Genomic DNA, 19,710 nt, shown 5'->3' with positions numbered 1-19,710 from the left:
GTTACATTCCGAACCCGGAAGCTAAGCCTTTCAGCGCCGATGGTACTGCAGGGGGGACCCTGTGGGAGAGTAGGACGCCGCCGAACAATTGTTGTGGGTGTGCCCCGTGTTGAAGGAGCCTGTGGTTTCTTCGGTGCGGGGCATACCTGCGTTTATGTGCGGTTTGGCCGGACACTCCTGCTGGTCCGGATGATCGGATGGTTTCGAGCACCCCCGGTCATCGGGTAGGCTTTATCCCGTTGCTCGCCCCAATAGCTCAGTCGGCAGAGCGTCTCCATGGTAAGGAGAAGGTCTACGGTTCGATTCCGTATTGGGGCTCGGAAGAAAAAGAAGAAGGCCCCCGCCGATCCGGCGGGGGCCTTCTTCGCATGTGCGGCGGCGTGCGGGCGGGTCCTCAGCCGGCGTGGTGTGGCTCCGGGACGCGCATCGCGAGGATGGCCATGTCGTCCGAGGCCGGCTCCGCCGCGAAGCGCTCCACGGCGCGCAGGATTCGGGCCGCGACCGCTCCGGCCGTGAGGCCCGTACAAGTCGTCAGAACATCCGTCAGGCCGTCGTCGCCCAGCATGCGCGTGCCCTCGCGGCGTTCCGTGACGCCGTCCGTGACGCAGAGCAGGACGTCGCCCGGGTCCAGGGTGATCGTCTGCTCGTACAGCTCCAGGTCCTCGAGGACGCCCAGCAGCGGCTGGGGTTCGGCGGCCGGCTCCACCGTGCCGTCCTGGCGCAGGCGCAGTGGCAGCGGATGGCCGGCGCACACGACTTTCAGGAGTGCGCCGCCGCCTTCCTGTGGCCACAACTCGCCATAAAGAAGCGTGAGGAAGCGGCTGCGTGCTCCCTCGTCGAGGATCGCGGCGTTGAGGCGTTCGAGGACGGCCGGGCCGCCGAATCCCTCGCGGGCCAGCAGACGCAGCGCGTGCCGGGCCAGGCCGGTGACGGCGGCGGCCTCCGGGCCCGTGCCGCAGACGTCGCCGATGGCGAAGCCGTAGGCGCCGTCGCGGATGGGGAAGACGTCGTAGAAGTCGCCGCCGACCTCGTTGCCCTCGCCCGCCGCGCGGTAGATGACCTCGACCTCCACGCCCGGTACCTGAGGGAGCCCCGGGGGCAGCAGGTTGCGCTGGAGGGCCTGGCTGATGGCCGTACGCTCCGAGTACAGGCGGGCGTTGTCCAGGGCCAGTGCCGCCCGGCGGGAGAGGTCGTCGGCGAGTTCCAGGATTTCCTGGCGGAAGTGGTCGTCGGACGGCTTGCCGAGCGTCAGCATGCCGATCACGCGGTTGCGGGCCACCAGCGGGAGCACCACGGTCTCGCCGCCGACCGTCGCGGCCGTCGCCAGGGTCGTACCGATCCCGGAGGACACCGGCGTGGAGCTGCCGCCCAGTTCGCGCATGGACGTCCGCAGGGCCGCGCGGTGGGCGGCCTCGGCGGGAGCGGCCCAGACGCGGGCGCCGGGGGTCGGGACCGGGTCCGGGGGGTTGATCTTGGAGAGCAGGGCCTTGAGGCCGTCGATGCGGTCCTCGTCCTCGTGCAGGACGTAGGAGAGGTACGGCTCGGAGGACTGGTCCGCGATCGTGTAGACGGCGCACCAAGTGGCCAGCGTGGGGACCGTCATCTGCGCCATCAGGGCCAGCGTCTGGTCGCGGTCCAGAGTCCCGGCGAGCAGATCGGAGGCTTCGACCAGGAAGGAGAGCGAGCCGCGACGGAGCCGCTCCAGCTCGCCGAGGCGAGCCGACTCGACGGCCAGGGCGATGCGGTCGGCCGCGAACTGGAGACGCAGCGCTTCCTCGTTCGAGTAGCGGCCCGCTCCTTCGGCGGCGACGCCCAGGGAGCCGGTGAGTCTTCCCTCGACCTTCAGGGGGACGGTCACGACGGAACGCATGCCCGTGCCGTTCAGCAGCGGCACAGCGCCCGGAACGGCCGTCAGGTCCTCGTGGACCGCCGGCATGCGCGCCGAGCCGTAGCGGCCCGTGCCGGCCTCCACGGGGACCCGGGCGAAGCGCTGGCGGGCGGAGGGCAGGCCGGTGGAGGCCCGTACCTCCAGCTCCGTCTCGTCGTCCGTGGCCAGCAGGAGGAAGGCGGAGTCGCCGTCGAGCATGTCGCGGGCGCGCTCCACGGTGCGCTGGAGGAGGCCGTCGAGGTCGTCGGGGGCGGGGGAGCCGATGAAGACCTCGAAGGGATCGGCCGAGCGGTTCTCGGAGCCGCCGTCGGTGGCGGGGGCGCGCAGCGGGGTCTGGATGACGGCGCGTTCGTAGTCGCGTACGAGGAGGCAGACCGTGGAGGGCTCGCCGTGCGTGTCGCGGACCCGTAGGTGGGAGGCGTACACGGGGACGACTCGGCCGTCGGCCGCTCGGATGCCGTAACTGCCCTCCCAGCGGGAGAGCTGGAGGGCTTCGGCGACGCCCGTGCCGATGCCGGGGGTGTGCGGCCACGCCGTGATGTCGGTGAGCGGCTTGCCGATGACCTGCTCGTCCGCGTATCCGAAAAGGTGCTCGGCGTCCTCGTTCCAGCCGGTGATGGCTCCGGACTGGTCGATCTGTACGACGGCCACCCGGACGCGTTCGTCGGCGACGGGGAGCAGGCCGACGGGCAGGACGGGACCGGCTGATCGTGTGCCGACCGGACGTTCGGGGAGATCGAGCTGGAACCACACCTTCTTGTGGGTCGGGGTGTACTCGACACCCCAGCGGGACGCGAGGGCCGCGCACAGCAGCAGGCCCCGGCCGTTCTCCCGGTCCGGGCTCGCGAACGAGGCGCCGGCGCCCTGGATGGGAACCTCTCGTTCGGGATAGCGGTCGGCCACTTCGACCCGTACGCCGTCCTCCGTGCGGAGGCAGAGCACATCGGCGGAGGTGCCCGCGTGGATGACGGCATTGGTCACGAGTTCGCTGGTCAGGACGGTGGCGTCGTCCACTACGTCCGAGTAGCCCCAGCCCTGGAGGGTGTCCCGGACGAAGGCGCGGGCAGTCGCGACGGACCGCCCGACGGGGTCGAAGCTGGCAGCCGCACGCGCGGTGATCACAGAACTCCTCATACGCGTTGTGACGCCCGGCTCCGGCATGATCGGCCCCGCCCCTCCAGGTGCCCGTTGGTAGTACCCTCGCCCGGTCCGCCCCTGCCGGGCGGACCGGGGCGGTTGGACAGCCGGATGCCAGGTTACTTACCTTCGCTGTCCGAGCGGATGCCGGTCACCACTGTTTCCGCCCTCCGGGTGGGGGGACGCTAGATCGTGCGGGGTGATCTTTCGCGGGTTCGCGAACGAACACCCCCGACCGGACCCGAGCGAAGCTGCCGAACTGTTATCGCCCGGTTCGGGCATGGTGAAACACTGGGCAGACATTCGGAGACGACCCGGGCAGTACGTTCGAACCCTGCGGGAGGGACACGGTGGAGTCTGGCACGCCGGCGCGTGGCACGAGCACACGCGCGAAAGGCGGACGGTCCCGGAACAATGGGACGACCGAGGTGGACTCGGCAGAGCTGAACAGACTGCTGACCGCTCTGGTGGCGATGCGGGACGGCAACTTCCGCAGGCGTCTGACCGTCTCCGGCGATGACGTGATGGCGGAGATCGCCGCGGTCTTCAACGAGGTCGCCGACCGCAACCTGCACCTGACGGGTGAGCTGGCCCGTGTCCGGCGCATGGTCGGACGGGAGGGGAAACTCACCGAGCGGCTGGAGACCGGTGTCTGTGAAGGGTCCTGGTCCGCCGCCATCGACGCGTCGAACGCGCTGGTGGACGATCTGGCACGGCCGGTCTCCGAGGTGGGCCGGGTGCTCTCCGCCGTGGCGGAGGGTGATCTGGAGCAGCGCATGGAACTGCGTTCGCACGCGGAGGAGGGCGCCGAGCGGCCGCTGAGGGGCGAGTTCCTGAAGGTGGCCCGTACGGTCAACAACCTGGTCGACCAGCTGTCGGCGTTCACCGACGAGGTGACCCGGGTGGCGCTGGAGGTCGGCACCGAGGGCAAGCTGGGCGGCCAGGCCAAGGTGCGCGGGATGTCCGGTTCGTGGAAGGACCTCACGGACTCCGTCAACACGATGGCGTACCGGCTGACCGCGCAGGTGCGGGACATCGCGCTCGTCACGACGGCCGTCGCCAAGGGCGATCTGTCGCGGAAGGTCACCGTCCATGTGGCCGGTGAGATGCTCCAGCTGAAGAACACCGTGAACACGATGGTGGACCAGCTCTCGTCGTTCTCCTCCGAGGTCACCCGGGTGGCCCGGGAGGTCGGTACGGAGGGCGAGCTGGGCGGCCAGGCGACCGTGCCGGGCGTGGCGGGGGTGTGGAAGGATCTCACCGATTCGGTGAACACGATGGCGGGCAACCTGACCAGCCAGGTGCGGGGCATCGCCGAGGTCACGACGGCCGTAGCCAACGGAGACCTCTCGCAGAAGGTCACGGTGAGCGCGCGCGGCGAGGTGGCCCAGCTCGCCGAGACGATCAACCAGATGACCGAGACCCTGCGGACGTTCGCGGACGAAGTGACGCGGGTGGCGAGTGAGGTCGGTGCCGAGGGCCGGCTGGGCGGTCAGGCGCAGGTGCCGGGGGCGGCCGGTACGTGGAAGGACCTCACCGATTCCGTCAATACGGCGTTCCGTAATCTCACCGGTCAGGTGAGGGACATCGCGCAGGTGACGACCGCGGTCGCCAACGGTGACCTCTCGCAGCAGGTGACGGTCGACGTCGCGGGCGAGATGCTGGAGCTCAAGAACACCGTCAACACGATGGTGGCTCAACTCCAGTCCTTCGGAGCCGAGGTGACCCGGGTGGCCCGGGAGGTCGGCGTCGAGGGCCGGCTGGGCGGTCAGGCGGAGGTGCCCGGCGCCGCCGGTACGTGGAAGGACCTCACGGACTCCGTCAATACGGCGTTCCGTAATCTCACCGGTCAGGTGAGGGACATCGCGCAGGTGACGACCGCGGTCGCCAACGGTGATCTGACCCAGAAGGTCACGGTCGACGTCGCGGGCGAGATGCTGGAGCTCAAGAACACCGTCAACACCATGGTGGCGCAGCTGTCGTCGTTCGCGGACCAGGTGACGCGGATGGCGCGGGAAGTGGGCACGGAGGGGCGGCTCGGCGGCCAGGCGCGGGTGGACGGCGTCAGCGGTACGTGGAAGGAGCTGACCGACTCCGTCAACTCGATGGCCGGGAACCTGACCTCGCAGGTGCGCCAGATCGCCCAGGTGACCACGGCGGTGGCCCGGGGCGATCTCTCCCAGAAGATCGACGTGGACGCGCGGGGCGAGATCCTGGAGCTGAAGAACACCATCAACACGATGGTCGACCAGCTCTCCGCGTTCGCCGACCAGGTGACCCGGGTGGCCCGCGAGGTCGGCACGGACGGGCGGCTCGGCGGGCAGGCGCAGGTGCCGGGTGTCGCCGGCGTCTGGCGCGATCTGACGGACTCCGTGAACGGCATGGCGTCCAACCTGACCGCGCAGGTCCGCAATATCGCGGGCGTCGCCACGGCGGTGGCGCGCGGCGACCTGTCGCAGAAGATCGACGTGGATGCCCGGGGCGAGATCCTGGAGCTGAAGAACACCCTCAACACGATGGTGGACCAGCTGTCGAACTTCGCCGAGCAGGTGACCCGGGTGGCCCGCGAGGTGGGCACCGAGGGGATCCTCGGCGGCCAGGCAGAGGTCCAGGGCGTGTCCGGCACGTGGAAGGACCTCACCCAGTCCGTCAACTTCATGGCGAACAACCTCACTTCACAGGTCCGGAACATCGCCGAGGTCACCACGGCGGTCGCCAAGGGCGATCTGTCGAAGAAGATCACGGTCGACGCGCGCGGCGAGATCCTCGATCTGGTCACGACCGTCAACACGATGGTCGACCAGCTGCTGAACTTCGCGGACGAGGTGACCCGGGTCGCCCGTGAGGTGGGTACGGAGGGCATCCTGGGGGGCCAGGCCCGCGTCCGCGGGGTCACCGGCATCTGGAAGGACCTCAGCGACAACGTCAACACCATGGCCAACAACCTGACGAGCCAGGTGCGCAACATCTCCCGGGTCTCGGCGGCGGTCGCCAACGGCGATCTGACCAAGAAGGTGACGGTGGAGGCGCGCGGCGAGGTCGCCGAGCTGGCCGACACCGTCAACACGATGGTGACCACGCTGTCGTCGTTCGCGGACGAGGTCACCCGGGTGGCGCGCGAGGTGGGCACCGAGGGCGAACTGGGCGGGCAGGCCCGGGTGCCGGGCGTCTCGGGCACCTGGAAGGACCTCACCGAGTCCGTGAACTCGATGGCGTCCAACCTGACCGGACAGGTGCGCCAGATCGCGACCGTGACCACCGCCATCGCCAAGGGCGACCTCACCAGGAAGATCGACATCGACGCGCGCGGTGAGATCCAGGAGCTGAAGAACACGATCAACACCATGGTCGACCAGCTCTCCTCCTTCGCCGAGGAGGTGACCCGGGTGGCGCGCGAGGTGGGTACGGACGGCCAACTGGGCGGTCAGGCGCGGGTCCGGGACGTGGACGGCACCTGGCGCGACCTCACCGAGTCGGTGAACGAGATGGCCGGCAACCTGACCCGTCAGGTGCGGGCCATCGCCGCGGTGGCCACCGCGGTGACGCGTGGCGATCTCAACCTCAAGATCGACGTCGACGCGCGCGGTGAGATCCAGGTCCTTCAGGACAACATCAACACGATGATCGCCAATCTTCGGGACACCACCCTCGCCAACGAGGAGCAGGACTGGCTCAAGGGCAACCTGGCCCGTATCTCCGGTCTGATGCAGGGCCGCCGCGACCTCGACGACGTGGCCTCGCTCATCATGAGCGAGCTGACCCCGGTGGTCTCGGCCCAGCACGGCGCGTTCTTCCTGGCGATGCAGACCGGATCGGATCCGCAGGTCGGTACGGACGGCGGCAAGGACGCCTCGTACGAGCTGCGCATGCGGGGCAGTTACGGCTACTCGGCCGGCGCGATGCCGACGTCCTTCCGGCCCGGGGAGACGCTCATCGGCACGGCCGCCGAGGAGAAGCGCACCATCCAGGTGAACGTGCCGCCGGGGTACCTGAAGATCTCGTCCGGTCTCGGGGAGGCGGCGCCCGCACATGTGATCGTGCTGCCGGTGCTCTTCGAGGGGAAGGTCCTCGGAGTGATCGAGCTGGCGTCGTTCCAGCCCTTCACCCACATCCAGCGGGACTTCCTCAACCAGATCGCCGAGATGATCGCGACGAGCGTCAACACCATCAGCGTGAACTCCAAGACGGAGGTGCTGCTGAAGCAGTCGCAGGAGCTGACCGAGCAGCTGCGGGAGCGTTCGGCGGAGCTGGAGAACCGGCAGAAGGCCCTCCAGGAGTCCAACGAGGAGCTGGAGGACAAGGCGGAACTGCTCGCGCGCCAGAACCGCGACATCGAGGTGAAGAACACCGAGATCGAAGAGGCCCGGCAGGTGCTGGAGGAGCGGGCCGAGCAGCTCGCGGTCTCGATGCGCTACAAGTCCGAGTTCCTGGCGAACATGTCGCACGAACTGCGGACGCCGCTGAACTCGCTGCTGATCCTGGCCAAGCTGCTGGCGGACAACGCCGAGTCCAACCTCTCCCCGAAGCAGGTGGAGTTCGCCGAGACCATCCACGGCGCGGGCACGGATCTGCTCCAGCTGATCAACGACATCCTCGACCTGTCGAAGGTGGAGGCCGGGAAGATGGACGTCAGTCCGACCCGGATCGCCCTGGTGCAACTGGTGGACTACGTGGAGGCGACGTTCCGGCCGCTGACCGCCGAGAAGGGGCTCGACTTCTCCGTACGGGTGTCGCCGGAGCTGCCCGCCACGCTGCACACCGACGAGCAGCGGCTGTTGCAGGTGCTGCGCAACCTGTTGTCGAACGCGGTGAAGTTCACCGACAGCGGCGCGGTGGAACTGGTGATCCGGCCGGCGGGCATGGATGTGCCGGACGCCATCCGGGAGCAGTTGCTGGAGGCCGGCTCGCTGCGGGACCCGGACGGCGAGCTGATCGCCTTCTCGGTCACCGACACCGGGATCGGTATCGCGGCGAGCAAGATGCGGGTCATTTTCGAAGCGTTCAAACAGGCGGACGGCACGACCAGCCGGAAGTACGGCGGTACGGGGCTCGGGCTGTCCATCAGCCGGGAGATCGCGCGGTTGCTGGGCGGTGAGATCCACGCGGCGAGCGAGCCGGGACGCGGTTCGACGTTCACGCTCTTCCTGCCGTTGCAGCCGAGCGAGCTGCCGCCGCAGGGCTATCCGCAGCTGACACCGGCCGGCATGCAGCCGCTGGTGCGGGTCACGGACGAGGCCACGAGCGGCTCGGGTACGGCGGAGCTGTCCGCGCCGGGCGCGCAGGGGTCGGCCGAAGCGCCGGTGGCGTCCGCCCTGTTCCGGCGCCGGCGCAGGAGCGCGGGCGGCGGGGAGCGGGAGACCGAGGCGAACGGACAGGGGCAGGGCCAGGGCCCGGCCGCGGCACCGCAGGGCGCGCTGCCGCGCGCGAGCGGTGCACCGGGCGGGGCGGCGCGGCCCTCGGTCCCGGCCTCGGCCGCCGGCCCGTCGGGCGTGCCGGACTCCTGGGCCGAGGGAACGGCCGCCCAGGGGGAGCAGGAAGCGTCGCGGCCCTCACGCACATTCGTGTTCACCGGCGAAAAAGTGCTGATCGTGGACGACGACATCCGCAATGTGTTCGCGCTCACCAGCGTGCTGGAGCAGCACGGTCTGACGGTGCTGTACGCGGAGAACGGCCGTGAAGGCATCGAAGTCCTGGAGCAGCACGACGATGTGACGGTCGTTCTGATGGACATCATGATGCCGGAGATGGACGGTTACGCCACGACGACGGCGATCCGCAGGATGCCCCAGTTCGCCGGTCTGCCCATCGTCGCGCTCACCGCCAAGGCGATGAAGGGCGACCGGGAGAAGGCCATCGAGTCCGGGGCTTCCGACTATGTCACGAAGCCTGTTGATCCCGATCACTTGCTGTCAGTAATGGAGCAGTGGATGCATGACAAGTGATCGACTGTTGCTCGAATCACCGCGACGTGCCGACTGACTATGGCCAGAGGCGTGTGAGACGGCGAAAATCGGGGAACCTTCCGGTCTCCTGCCACGTTTCCGGTTCGGGGGCAGTGACATCACGGTGACAGGGTGTGGCGACGGGCGGGGTGCGGCTACCATGACCGGCACAAGGACGGACGGCGCAAGGGAGTCGTCCCCCGGGGCGCTGCCCGGCGCATCACCGGGGCACAAGCACGGGGGACACCCCATGCCGGGGCGAGGAGGGCGGGCGGCCATGGTGCAGAAGGCCAAGATCCTCCTGGTCGATGACCGGCCGGAGAATCTGCTGGCGCTGGAGGCGATCCTCTCCGCGCTCGATCAGACGCTGGTGCGGGCATCGTCAGGGGAGGAAGCGCTCAAAGCGCTGCTGACGGACGATTTCGCGGTCATTCTGCTGGATGTCCAGATGCCGGGGATGGACGGTTTCGAGACAGCCGCGCACATCAAGCGGCGCGAGCGGACCAGGGACATCCCGATCATCTTCCTCACCGCCATCAACCACGGTCCGCACCACACCTTCCGGGGGTACGCGGCGGGAGCGGTGGACTACATCTCGAAGCCGTTCGACCCGTGGGTGCTGCGCGCCAAGGTGTCGGTCTTCGTCGACCTCTACATGAAGAACTGCCAGCTGAAGGAGCAGGCCGAGCTGCTCAGACTCCAGCTGGCCGGCGCCGACGAGGCGGGGGCGGACCGGACCAAGGAGCCCGCGGGCCTGCTGGCCGAACTGTCGGCGCGGCTCGCGGCAGTTGAGGAACAGGCCGAAGCGCTGTCCAAACAGCTGGACGACGACTCGGCGGACGCGTCCGCCGTGGCCACCGCCGCACACCTGGAGCGCAAACTCACCGGGCTGCGGCGGGCGCTCGACGCCCTGGAACCGGGCGCGGGCGGCGCCGCGGCCTTCCCCTCGCAGAACTGACAGCGCCGGGGCGGTGTGACGGCGCGCCAGGTGACGACACGGACGGGTGAAGCGGTGGGCACACGTGTCCGCGGCCGTTCACACCGGTAACCTCACCCCCATGGCCTCACGTACGTCCGGCAAGGGTTCCCAGGGCACGGCGGGCACCGCGAAGCCGCGGGCCGGCCGTACGACCGGCGCCGCCAAGGCGGCACCCGCCAAGAAGGCGGCGGCCAAGAAACCCGCGCCCGCGAAGAGGGCACCGGCGAAAAAGGCACCCGCCAAGAAGGCGGCGGCCAAGCCGGCGCCGAAACCCGCGCCCTCTCCCACGGGGGGCGTGTACCGGCTCGTACGGGCCCTCTGGCTGGGCGTGGCGCACGGCGTGGGCGCGATGCTCCGGGGCATAGGGCGCGGAGCCAGGGGACTCGACCCGGCGCACCGCAAGGACGGCCTGGCGCTCCTGCTGCTCGGCCTCGCCCTCGTCGTCGCGGCAGGCACCTGGTCGAATCTGCGGGGGCCGGTCGGCGGCCTGATCGAGATGCTCGTCACCGGCGCCTTCGGCCGGCTCGACCTCCTGGTGCCGATACTGCTGGGGGTCATCGCCGTACGGCTGATCCGGTATCCCGAGAAGCCCGAGGCCAACGGGCGGATCGTGATCGGACTGTCCGCCCTGGTCGTCGGGGTGCTCGGGCTGGTGCACATCGCCTGCGGCGCCCCGGGGCGCGGCGAGAGCGCCGCCGCGATGCGGGACGCGGGCGGGCTCATCGGCTGGGCCGCGTCGAAACCGTTGATCTTCACCATGGGCGACGTACTGGCCGTGCCGCTGCTCCTGCTGCTCACCGTCTTCGGCCTGCTGGTCGTCACCGCCACCCCGGTCAACGCCATCCCGCAGCGGCTCCGGCTGCTCGGCGTCAGGCTGGGCGTCGTCCGTCCCCACGAGGACGCCTACGGTGACGACGACGAACGCTACGACGAGCAGTGGCGCGAGGCGCTGCCCGCCGCGAAGCGCCGTGCGTCCGCGCGCCCGGGCGAGTACCCGGACGACGCCGAGGCACAGGCGCTCGCGCGGCGACGCGGGCCGCGCCGGTCCTCCGTACAGCCGTCGGCGGACCGGCCCCTGGACGCCGTCGACGTGGCCGCCGCCGCGGCGGCCGCCCTGGACGGTGCCGTGCTCAACGGGATGCCGCCCTCGCCGCTGGTCGCGGACCTGACCCAGCGCGTCTCCGTCGACCGTCGGCGCACGCCCGGGGAGAGCCAGGAGGAGGCCCGGCCGGGAGCCGAGGGGCCCCGGCCGGGCGAGCCGTCCGGTACGGCGGTGGAGGAGCCGTCCCGCGCGGCCTCGGGCGGGCGTTCGGCGGCGGCCGTGCCGTCCGCGCGCGAGGCCGGGAAGCAGTCCGGGGGGCCGGGAGCCGTGGCGGACCTGACCAAGCCGCCGCCGCGCGAGGACAAGCCGCTGCCGCCGCGCGCCGAGCAGCTTCGGCTGCGGGGTGACATCACCTACGCGCTGCCCGCGCTGGACCTGCTGGAGCGGGGCGGCCCCGGCAAGACGCGCAGCGCCGCGAACGACGCCGTCGTCGAGTCGCTCAGCCGGGTCTTCACCGAGTTCAAGGTCGACGCGGCCGTCACCGGCTTCACCCGGGGCCCCACGGTCACCCGGTACGAGGTCGAGCTCGGGCCGGCCGTGAAGGTCGAGCGCATCACCGCGCTCACCAAGAACATCGCCTACGCCGTGGCCAGTCCCGACGTGCGGATCATCTCGCCGATCCCCGGCAAGTCCGCCGTCGGCATCGAGATCCCCAACACCGACCGGGAGATGGTGAACCTCGGAGACGTGCTACGGCTCGCCGACGCGGCCGAGGACGACCACCCGATGCTGGTCGCGCTCGGCAAGGACGTCGAGGGCGGCTATGTGATGGCCAACCTCGCGACCATGCCGCACGTGCTGGTCGCGGGTGCGACCGGCTCCGGCAAGTCCTCCTGCATCAACTGCCTGATCACTTCGATCATGGTGCGGGCGACCCCGGAGGACGTGCGGATGGTCCTGGTCGACCCCAAGCGGGTCGAGCTGACCGCGTACGAGGGCATCCCGCATCTGATCACCCCGATCATCACCAACCCCAAGCGGGCCGCCGAGGCGCTGCAGTGGGTCGTACGGGAGATGGACCTGCGCTACGACGACCTCGCCGCGTACGGCTACCGCCACATCGACGACTTCAACAAGGCGGTCCGCGCGGGCAAGGTCACGGCGCCGGAGGGCAGCGAGCGCGAGCTCGCGCCGTACCCGTACCTGCTGGTGATCGTGGACGAGCTGGCCGACCTGATGATGGTCGCGCCGCGTGACGTCGAGGACGCCATCGTCCGGATCACCCAGCTGGCGCGGGCCGCCGGCATCCACCTGGTGCTCGCCACCCAGCGCCCCTCGGTCGACGTCGTCACCGGTCTGATCAAGGCGAACGTGCCCTCGCGGCTCGCCTTCGCGACCTCCTCGCTGGCCGACAGCCGGGTCATCCTGGACCAGCCGGGAGCGGAGAAGCTGATCGGCAAGGGCGACGGGCTGTTCCTGCCGATGGGCGCGAACAAGCCGACGCGGATGCAGGGCGCCTTCGTCACCGAGGAGGAGGTCGCGGCCGTCGTACGGCACTGCAAGGAGCAGATGACGCCCGTCTTCCGCGACGACGTCGTGGTCGGGTCGTCGAAGAAGAAGGAGATCGACGAGGACATCGGGGACGATCTGGATCTGCTCTGCCAGGCCGCGGAGCTCGTGGTCTCCACGCAGTTCGGCTCGACGTCGATGCTCCAGCGCAAGCTGCGCGTCGGCTTCGCCAAGGCCGGCCGGCTGATGGACCTGATGGAGTCGAGGAACATCGTCGGGCCCAGCGAGGGGTCCAAGGCCCGCGACGTACTGGTGAAGGCGGACGAGATCGACGGTGTGCTCGCGACGATCCGCGGGGAGTCCGCGCCGTAGGGGTCGGTCGTGGGAATCGGTCGTGGGGCGGCCGGGCGCGGTGGTGATCACCGGGGCGGGCGGACGGGCCTTCCTCCGCACAACAGTTGTGTGACGGACGGGTTTTCCGGGGCGGATTCCGGGAATGCGAGAGCAACCGTTTCCCTTGGCCGGGCGTCAAGTTGGGGGGAGGACGAGAAGAACGTCCTCCTCGGCGTCGTCCGCCATTCGGATGGCGTACAAAGTGCGTCCGCCCGGTTGCCCCACCCTTTCGTACCACCCATAGACTGATCCTCCAGCAGGTGGCTACACGCTCGAAAGGCGCCCCCGTGTCCATCGGCAACTCCCCCGAGAGCAGTGCCCCCGACGACGACAACTCTCCCGGCGCGGACAACTCCCCCGCCGAGGACAAATCCCCCGAGGACGACCGGCCTTCGATCGGCCAGGCGCTCCAGGAAGCCCGTATCGCGGCGCGACTGACCGTGGACGAGGTCAGCGCCTCCACGCGGGTGCGTGTGCCCATCGTGCAGGCGATCGAGCAGGACGATTTCTCGCGCTGCGGTGGCGATGTGTACGCCCGCGGGCACATCCGCATGCTCGCCGGAAAGGTCGGGCTCGATCCCGACCCGCTCATCGCCCGGTTCGACGCCGAACACGGCGGACGTCCGGCGCCCACACCGGCGGCGCCGCTGTTCGAGGCCGAGCGCATCAGGCCCGAACGCCGCCGGCCCAACTGGACCGCCGCCATGGTCGCGGCGATCGTCGCCGTGATCGGTTTTGTCGGTTTCACCATGTTCAGTGGTGGCGATGGCGATACGAAGACCAAACAGGTCGCGGAAGGTTCCGAACCCGACCAGAACGGCGCCAAGCCCACGCCGACCACGTCGGGTGGGGCCAAGCCCGCGGAGTCCGAGAGCGCCATCGCGGCCGTGCCGCACGACAAGGTCACCGTCAAGCTGTCCGCCACGGACGGCAAGAGCTGGATCTCGGCCAAGGCCTACGACGGCAAGCTGTTGTACGACGGCATCCTGGACGAGGGCGACTCCAAGACCTTCCAGGACGAGAAGCGCATCGATCTCGTCCTCGGCAACGCCGGGGCGATCGAGCTCTTCGTGAACGGCAAGAAGGTCACGGACGAGTTCGAAGTGGGGCAGGTCGAGCGGCTGTCCTACACGCAGGGTGACCCGGAAGCGGGCTGAGCAACCCTGCGCGGCGAGGGCGGGGCCAGGACAAAGTAGTCTTGAGCCCATGCCCGAACGCCGTACCGTCGCCCTTGTCACTCTTGGCTGCGCCCGTAACGAGGTGGACTCGGAGGAGCTCGCAGGCCGCCTGGCGGCGGACGGCTGGGATCTCGTCCAGGACGCCGCCGGAGCGGATGTCGCCGTCGTCAACACCTGCGGATTCGTCGAGGCCGCCAAGAAGGACTCCGTCGACGCCCTGCTGGAGGCCAACGACCTCAAGGAGCACGGCAGAACGCAGGCCGTCGTCGCCGTCGGCTGCATGGCCGAGCGGTACGGCAAGGATCTGGCGGAGGCCCTGCCGGAGGCCGACGGGGTCCTCGGCTTCGACGACTACGCGGACATCTCCGACCGGCTGCGCACGATTCTCAGCGGTGGCGTCCACGCCTCGCACACCCCCCGTGACCGCCGCAAGCTGCTGCCCCTCAGCCCCGTCGAGCGGCAGAACGCCACAGGAGTGGCCCTGCCGGGCCACGGGGACTCCGGCGGGGCCGCGGGCGGCACGGTGGCCGGCGGGGCCCGCACGGCCGCCGAGGGGCTCTCCTCGGCCCCCGCGGACCTGCCGGCGGGGCTGGCGCCCGCCTCGGGGCCCCGGGCGCCGCTGCGGCGGCGTCTGGACAGCAGCCCCGTCGCCTCCGTGAAACTCGCCTCCGGCTGCGACCGGCGGTGCTCCTTCTGCGCCATTCCGTCCTTCCGCGGCTCCTTCATCTCCCGCCGCCCCTCCGACGTGCTGGGCGAGACGCGCTGGCTGGCCGAGCAGGGCGTCAAGGAGGTCATGCTCGTCTCCGAGAACAACACCTCCTACGGCAAGGACCTCGGCGACATCCGTCTGCTGGAGACGCTGCTGCCCGAGCTGGCGGCAGTCGACGGGATCGAGCGGGTCCGGGTCAGTTACCTCCAGCCGGCCGAGATGCGGCCCGGACTGATCGACGTCCTGACCTCGACGCCCAAGGTCGCCCCGTACTTCGATCTGTCCTTCCAGCACTCGGCGCCCGGTGTGCTGCGCGCGATGCGGCGGTTCGGGGACACCGACCGGTTCCTGGAGCTGCTGGAGACGATCCGCGGCAAGGCGCCGCAGGCCGGTGTGCGGTCCAACTTCATCGTCGGATTCCCCGGTGAGTCGGAGGCCGACTTCGCGGAGCTGGAGCGTTTCCTCAACGGTGCGCGACTCGACGCCATCGGTGTGTTCGGGTACTCGGACGAGGACGGCACCGAGGCCGCCGGCTACGACGGGAAGCTGGACCGGGACGTCATCTCCGAGCGGCTGGAACACCTGTCGAGGCTGGCCGAGGAGCTGACCGCCCAGCGGGCCGAGGAACGCCTCGGCGAGAGCCTGCGCGTGCTGGTCGAGTCCGTCGGCGGGGCGGACTCGGACGGCGCCGGGGGAGCGGCCTTCGAGGGTGCGGACGAGCCGGCGGCGGTGGGCCGGGCGGCACACCAGGCGCCCGAGACCGACGGCCAGGTGATCCTCACGTCGGGCGAGGGTCTGCGTCCGGGCCGTATGGTCGAGGCGAAGGTGGTCGGCACCGAGGGCGTGGATCTGGTGGCCGATGTCGTAGCCGTGTACGACGACCTGCCGGTGGCCGGTTCGAGGGCCCCGGGCGAGGAGGCGGGCACATGACCGGAATCCCGGCGTCCGCGGCCGGTGGAGCCGGCGCGAAACCGGCCCGTGGCCCCAAGCCGGCCTTGGCGGCCCCGGGGCCTTCGGGGGCCTCACGGGTCAAGGGGACCGGGGACGGCCAGGCGGGCCTGTGGAACATCGCCAACATCCTCACGATGATGCGCCTGGTGCTGGTGCCCGGATTCGTGGCCCTGATGTTGCAGGACGGCGGTTACGACCCGGTCTGGCGCGCCTGGGCCTGGGCCGCGTTCGCCGTCGCCATGATCACGGACGTGTTCGACGGCCATCTGGCCCGCAGGTACAACCTGGTCACCGACTTCGGGAAGATCGCCGACCCGATCGCGGACAAGGCGATCATGGGTGCGGCCCTGGTGTGCCTGTCCGCGCTCGGTGATCTGCCGTGGTGGGTGACGGGTGTGATCCTCTTCCGTGAACTCGGCATCACGCTCATGCGCTTCTGGGTGATCAGGCACGGGGTCATCCCGGCCAGCCGGGGCGGCAAGGCGAAGACGCTCGCGCAGGGGACGGCCGTGGGGATGTACGTCCTCGCGCTGACCGGGCCGCTGGCGACGCTGCGGTTCTGGGTGATGGCGGTGGCCGTCGCCCTGACCGTGCTCACGGGTCTGGACTACGTGCGGCAGGCGGTCGTGCTGCGGCGGCGCGGCCTGGCGGCGGAGCGGGCGGCGCGGGAGGGCGGCGTGACGGAGTCGCCCAGGTGAGGAGCGAGGACCGCACTACGGTGAGTGAGGACGCGGAGCGGGTACTGGCCGCCTTGCGGGCGCGCGGTGCGACACTGGCGGTGGCGGAGTCCCTGACCGGTGGCCTGGTGGCCGCGGAGCTGACGGCCGTCCCCGGTGCCTCTCGGGCCTTCCGGGGGTCGGTGACCGCCTACGCGACGGACCTCAAGCGGGAGGTCCTGGGGGTCGACGGGGCGCTGCTGGACGAACGCGGGGCGGTGGACGCCGAGGTCGCGCGGCAGATGGCCGCCGGGGTGCGCCGGGCGCTCGGTGCCACGTGGGGAGTGGCGACCACCGGCGTCGCGGGGCCCGAACCGCAGGACGGGCGTCCCGTGGGGACGGTGTACGTGGCCGTCGCGGGACCGGAGGGCAGGGAGAAAGTGAACGCTCTGCGATTGAACGGCGTGCGTACGGACATCCGTAAAGAGAGTGTGCGCAGCGTGCTCGCGCTGCTCCTCGGCGAACTCCCGGGGAACGGGCGGGCACAGGATACGGAAGAGAACGGGGGGACTTGATGTTTGCAGCCCTGAGTGAACACGACATCGCTCCCCGCACGGCCGCGGCGCAAGGCGGTACGGTGGGGCGTGAAGGATGCGGCTACGCGGTCCGAGGAGGGAGCCACCGATGATTCTGCTCCGTCGCCTGCTGGGTGACGTGCTGCGTCGGCAGCGCCAGCGCCAGGGCCGTACTCTGCGCGAAGTCTCCTCGTCCGCCCGAGTCTCGCTCGGCTATCTCTCCGAGGTGGAGCGGGGGCAGAAGGAGGCTTCCTCCGAGCTGCTCTCCGCGATCTGCGACGCGCTTGACGTACGGATGTCCGAGCTCATGCGGGAAGTGAGCGACGAGTTGTCGCTGGCCGAACTGGCGGCGTCGGCGGCGGCCGACGCACCGGTGCCCGCGCCGGTGCGGCCGATGCTCAACTCCGTCTCTGTGACGTCGGTGGCAGGTGTACCGACGGAGCGCGTGACGATCAAGGCGCCCGCGGAGGCGGTGGACGTCGTCGCGGCCTGACGACCGCTGCCGTCCGACGAGCGTGATCGGCACGAATTCTCTGCACAGCGTGTGGCAGTTTGATGGGAGCCCCGGCGGGTACTCGAACCCGACCGGGGCTCTTGTCTTGCGGTGAATGAGAGGTTATGGCGGCTTGTTCTCCTGAATGACCGTTTCATGGCTTTTATGTCATGGTGGAGAGAGCCTGGGAACAGCAGCAGGAGAGCCGCGTCGCGAACGGAACTGGAGGTTTCGCATGTCTGTCGTGAAGAGTGCTCTGCCGGAGGAAGACCTGAAGGTTGTCGGTGAGGCGCTCCAGGGAGCCCTCGTGGACCTGGTTGATCTTTCTCTGGTCGGCAAGCAGGTCCACTGGAACATCATCGGGCCACGCTTCAGGTCCGTGCATCTCCAGCTCGACGATGTCGTGGCGACCGCGCGCAAGCACTCGGACACCGTTGCCGAGCGGGCCGCCGCGATCGGGGTGACACCCGACGGCCGGGCCGCGACGGTGGCGGCGACCAGCGGGATCGATACGGTGCACAACGGCTGGATCAAGGACGCCGACGTCGTAGGGTTCCTGGTGGACTCGCTCAACTCCGTGGTGGAACGGATGCGGGAACGCGTCCGGGCGACGGATGAGCCGGACCCGGTGACCCAGGACATCCTGATCCAGGTGACGGCCGATCTCGAGAAGCACGCCTGGATGTTCCAGGCCGAGAACGTGTAGGGCGAGCCATGTCGGGCCGAGCGGACCGCACCGTGTGACGGGGCGGTCCGCTCCCGCGTACGCGGTGCACCGGCAGACGCGTGGTCCGCCGCTTCGCGTACGACTCTTCGCGTACGCGGGCCGCCGGCCGCGGAAAGCTCTCGGGGCCCGGTGTCGGCGGGACCAGGGTGACCGGGTCCCGAGGCGATGTGGAGGCGCGTCGGCGGGCGACCGGCGGCGCGCGCCGGTGACACTGCGCTACGGAGGCATGACGCGCTCTGGATGCGGCGCGGACGCCGCCGGGGCACACTGCGAGGAAGAGGCATCGCCCGGACAGGGCCTGGCGGACGACCGGTTCCCGGCGCGGAGGACCGGTTCCCCGGCCGGGAGCGGGTGGTCGGCCGGCCGACGGGCGGAGCGGGCGGTCGGCCCGCGGTCCCCGGTGGCGTGAGCGTCACCGTATCGGCTTTTCGTATCCCCCTGGCTCCGCGCGCCGGGGCGTGCATCCGATGCGCCCTCGCGCCGGATGATCGTGCAGGTCTAGCGTCGGCCGGAGGAGGCAGCCATGGCAAGGCGATGGACCCTTCTGCCGGCGCTCGCCGTGGGCGGGTTGTGGTGGTGGGCCGTACTGCGGATCGCGCTGGCGCCCGCGCACACCGGCCTGACGGAGGCCGCGGTGGCGGCGGGGGGCTGGGGACTGAGCCTGGTGCCGGTGCATGTCGCGTCCTCGCGGCACCGGCGCCGTTCCGGCGCGATATCCGGGCCGCGAGACGGCGCACGGGGCTGACGCGGCGTCAACTGGACGGTTCCGGCTGGCATACGGGACACCAGTAGACCGGGCGCTCGTCCTGGTCCGTCTTGCGGATGGGGGCACCACAGCGTGGGCAGGGGTGGCCCGCGCGGCCGTACACGTACAGACGCCGACTGCCGCCCGGGCGGGCACGGTTGGCCTCGAGAAGCTTCTTGGCGGCGGTCACCAGGCGCTCGGGTGCCGGAAGTTCGCCGATGGGCAGCCAGGGGACCGCCCGCACGAGGAAACAGGTCTCGGACCGGAAGATGTTGCCGACGCCGGCGAGGTTGCGCTGGTCGAGCAGCGCGTCCCCCACGGGGCGGGCGGGGTCGGCGAGGAGATTGCGCAGCGCGGTGCCCGGGTCCCAGTCGGGGCCGAGGAGATCCGGGCCGAGATGACCGACCACGCGCTCCTCGTCGCCGGTGCGCAGCAGCTCCAGCACGGGCAGACGGTAGCCGACCGCGGTGTGCCGCTCCGTGGCGAGTACCGCGCGGATCTGATGAGCCGGCCCGCCGCGCCAGCGCTCGCCGGGGCCGTACACCTGCCAGGCGCCGTCCATGCGCAGATGCGAGTGAAGCGTGAGGCCGCCCTCGATCCGGGTGAGGAGATGCTTTCCGCGCGGGGCGACGTCGAGGACGGAACGGCCCGTGAGGTCGGCGGTGGCGAACCGGGGCACCCGCAGGTCGAACCGGGTGAGGCGCTGCCCGGCCAGCGCGGTGTGCAGTCGCCGCGCGGTCTGCCAGACGGTGTCTCCTTCGGGCATGACTCCATGATGCGCGACGC

General features: G+C 70.3%; 12 protein-coding genes, 1 tRNA gene and 1 rRNA gene. 12 read left to right on the top strand and 2 right to left on the bottom strand.

Annotated features, from left to right (window positions below):
- Together rrf and IG02_RS0112600 are read left to right on the top strand one after the other, a co-directional pair.
- Nucleotides 1–86, top strand: a 5S ribosomal RNA gene (rrf, locus tag IG02_RS37745); the annotation flags it as partial.
- Between the two features lie 159 nt (nt 87–245).
- Nucleotides 246–318, top strand: a tRNA-Thr gene (locus IG02_RS0112600).
- Nucleotides 319–394: 76 nt separating this feature from the next.
- On the opposite strand, the gene IG02_RS0112595 is transcribed toward IG02_RS0112600, so the two are convergent.
- On the bottom strand, nt 395–3,049 hold the full coding sequence (locus IG02_RS0112595) for a SpoIIE family protein phosphatase (protein WP_037802765.1): 2,655 nt from the start codon (nt 3,047–3,049) through the stop codon (nt 395–397).
- Between the two features lie 326 nt (nt 3,050–3,375).
- Between IG02_RS0112595 and IG02_RS0112590 the strand changes: the two genes are divergently transcribed.
- The 10 genes from IG02_RS0112590 to IG02_RS0112545 all read left to right on the top strand — a co-directional run bounded on the left by IG02_RS0112590 (nt 3,376) and on the right by IG02_RS0112545 (nt 18,924).
- On the top strand, nt 3,376–8,967 hold the full coding sequence (locus IG02_RS0112590) for a HAMP domain-containing protein (RefSeq protein WP_078854417.1): 5,592 nt from the start codon (nt 3,376–3,378) through the stop codon (nt 8,965–8,967).
- A 277-nt stretch (nt 8,968–9,244) separates the two neighbouring features.
- A complete protein-coding gene (locus IG02_RS0112585; protein WP_030745505.1) occupies nt 9,245–9,925 on the top strand; it encodes a response regulator in 681 nt (226 codons plus the stop codon).
- A gap of 100 nt (nt 9,926–10,025) precedes the next feature.
- Nucleotides 10,026–12,869 (top strand): DNA translocase FtsK, encoded by a 2,844-nt coding sequence (locus tag IG02_RS0112580; protein WP_051764918.1) that lies wholly within the window; start codon nt 10,026–10,028, stop codon nt 12,867–12,869.
- Nucleotides 12,870–13,177: 308 nt separating this feature from the next.
- Nucleotides 13,178–14,047, top strand: a complete 870-nt coding sequence (locus IG02_RS0112575) for a RodZ domain-containing protein (RefSeq protein ID WP_030745499.1) — start codon at nt 13,178–13,180, stop codon at nt 14,045–14,047.
- Between the two features lie 49 nt (nt 14,048–14,096).
- Nucleotides 14,097–15,707: a 30S ribosomal protein S12 methylthiotransferase RimO gene (gene rimO, locus IG02_RS0112570; RefSeq protein ID WP_030745497.1), complete on the top strand. Its 1,611-nt coding sequence runs from the start codon at nt 14,097–14,099 to the stop codon at nt 15,705–15,707.
- Nucleotides 15,704–16,426 (top strand): CDP-diacylglycerol--glycerol-3-phosphate 3-phosphatidyltransferase, encoded by a 723-nt coding sequence (gene pgsA / locus IG02_RS0112565; RefSeq protein ID WP_030745494.1) that lies wholly within the window; start codon nt 15,704–15,706, stop codon nt 16,424–16,426. Before rimO ends, pgsA begins: the two co-directional genes overlap by 4 nt.
- Nucleotides 16,427–16,446: 20 nt before the next feature.
- Nucleotides 16,447–16,959: a CinA family protein gene (locus tag IG02_RS0112560; RefSeq protein ID WP_030745492.1), complete on the top strand. Its 513-nt coding sequence runs from the start codon at nt 16,447–16,449 to the stop codon at nt 16,957–16,959.
- 109 nt (nt 16,960–17,068) lie between these two features.
- Nucleotides 17,069–17,452 (top strand): helix-turn-helix domain-containing protein, encoded by a 384-nt coding sequence (locus tag IG02_RS0112555; protein WP_030745489.1) that lies wholly within the window; start codon nt 17,069–17,071, stop codon nt 17,450–17,452.
- A 235-nt stretch (nt 17,453–17,687) separates the two neighbouring features.
- A complete protein-coding gene (locus tag IG02_RS0112550; RefSeq protein ID WP_030745486.1) occupies nt 17,688–18,158 on the top strand; it encodes a Dps family protein in 471 nt (156 codons plus the stop codon).
- 544 nt (nt 18,159–18,702) lie between these two features.
- Nucleotides 18,703–18,924 carry a hypothetical protein gene (locus IG02_RS0112545; protein WP_030745484.1) on the top strand — a complete coding sequence of 74 codons (222 nt, stop codon included), beginning with the start codon at nt 18,703–18,705 and terminating at the stop codon, nt 18,922–18,924.
- 7 nt (nt 18,925–18,931) lie between these two features.
- On the opposite strand, the gene IG02_RS0112540 is transcribed toward IG02_RS0112545, so the two are convergent.
- The gene (locus IG02_RS0112540) at nt 18,932–19,690 is read right to left on the bottom strand and encodes an Fpg/Nei family DNA glycosylase (RefSeq protein WP_030745482.1); all 759 of its coding nucleotides are present in this window, start codon (nt 19,688–19,690) and stop codon (nt 18,932–18,934) included.
- Between the last annotated feature and the right edge of the window lie 20 nt (nt 19,691–19,710).

The sequence above is a fragment of the Streptomyces sp. NRRL F-5135 genome (assembly GCF_000719775.1).
Classification (GTDB): domain Bacteria; phylum Actinomycetota; class Actinomycetes; order Streptomycetales; family Streptomycetaceae; genus Streptomyces; species Streptomyces hebeiensis.
The sequence above is the reverse complement of the archived record's forward strand: the minus strand, read 5'-3'. Positions and strand labels throughout refer to the sequence as shown.

Bases quoted from the DNA above. Each gene is read 5' to 3' on its own strand.
- IG02_RS0112595 (WP_037802765.1), bottom strand. From the start codon at position 3,049: ATGCCGGAGCCGGGCGTCACAACGCGTATGAGGAGTTCTGTGATCACC.
- IG02_RS0112585 (WP_030745505.1), top strand. From the start codon at position 9,245: ATGGTGCAGAAGGCCAAGATCCTCCTGGTCGATGACCGGCCGGAGAAT.
- IG02_RS0112580 (WP_051764918.1), top strand. From the start codon at position 10,026: ATGGCCTCACGTACGTCCGGCAAGGGTTCCCAGGGCACGGCGGGCACC.
- rimO (WP_030745497.1), top strand. From the start codon at position 14,097: ATGCCCGAACGCCGTACCGTCGCCCTTGTCACTCTTGGCTGCGCCCGT.
- pgsA (WP_030745494.1), top strand. From the start codon at position 15,704: ATGACCGGAATCCCGGCGTCCGCGGCCGGTGGAGCCGGCGCGAAACCG.
- IG02_RS0112555 (WP_030745489.1), top strand. From the start codon at position 17,069: ATGATTCTGCTCCGTCGCCTGCTGGGTGACGTGCTGCGTCGGCAGCGC.
- IG02_RS0112550 (WP_030745486.1), top strand. From the start codon at position 17,688: ATGTCTGTCGTGAAGAGTGCTCTGCCGGAGGAAGACCTGAAGGTTGTC.
- IG02_RS0112545 (WP_030745484.1), top strand. From the start codon at position 18,703: ATGGCAAGGCGATGGACCCTTCTGCCGGCGCTCGCCGTGGGCGGGTTG.
- IG02_RS0112540 (WP_030745482.1), bottom strand. From the start codon at position 19,690: ATGCCCGAAGGAGACACCGTCTGGCAGACCGCGCGGCGACTGCACACC.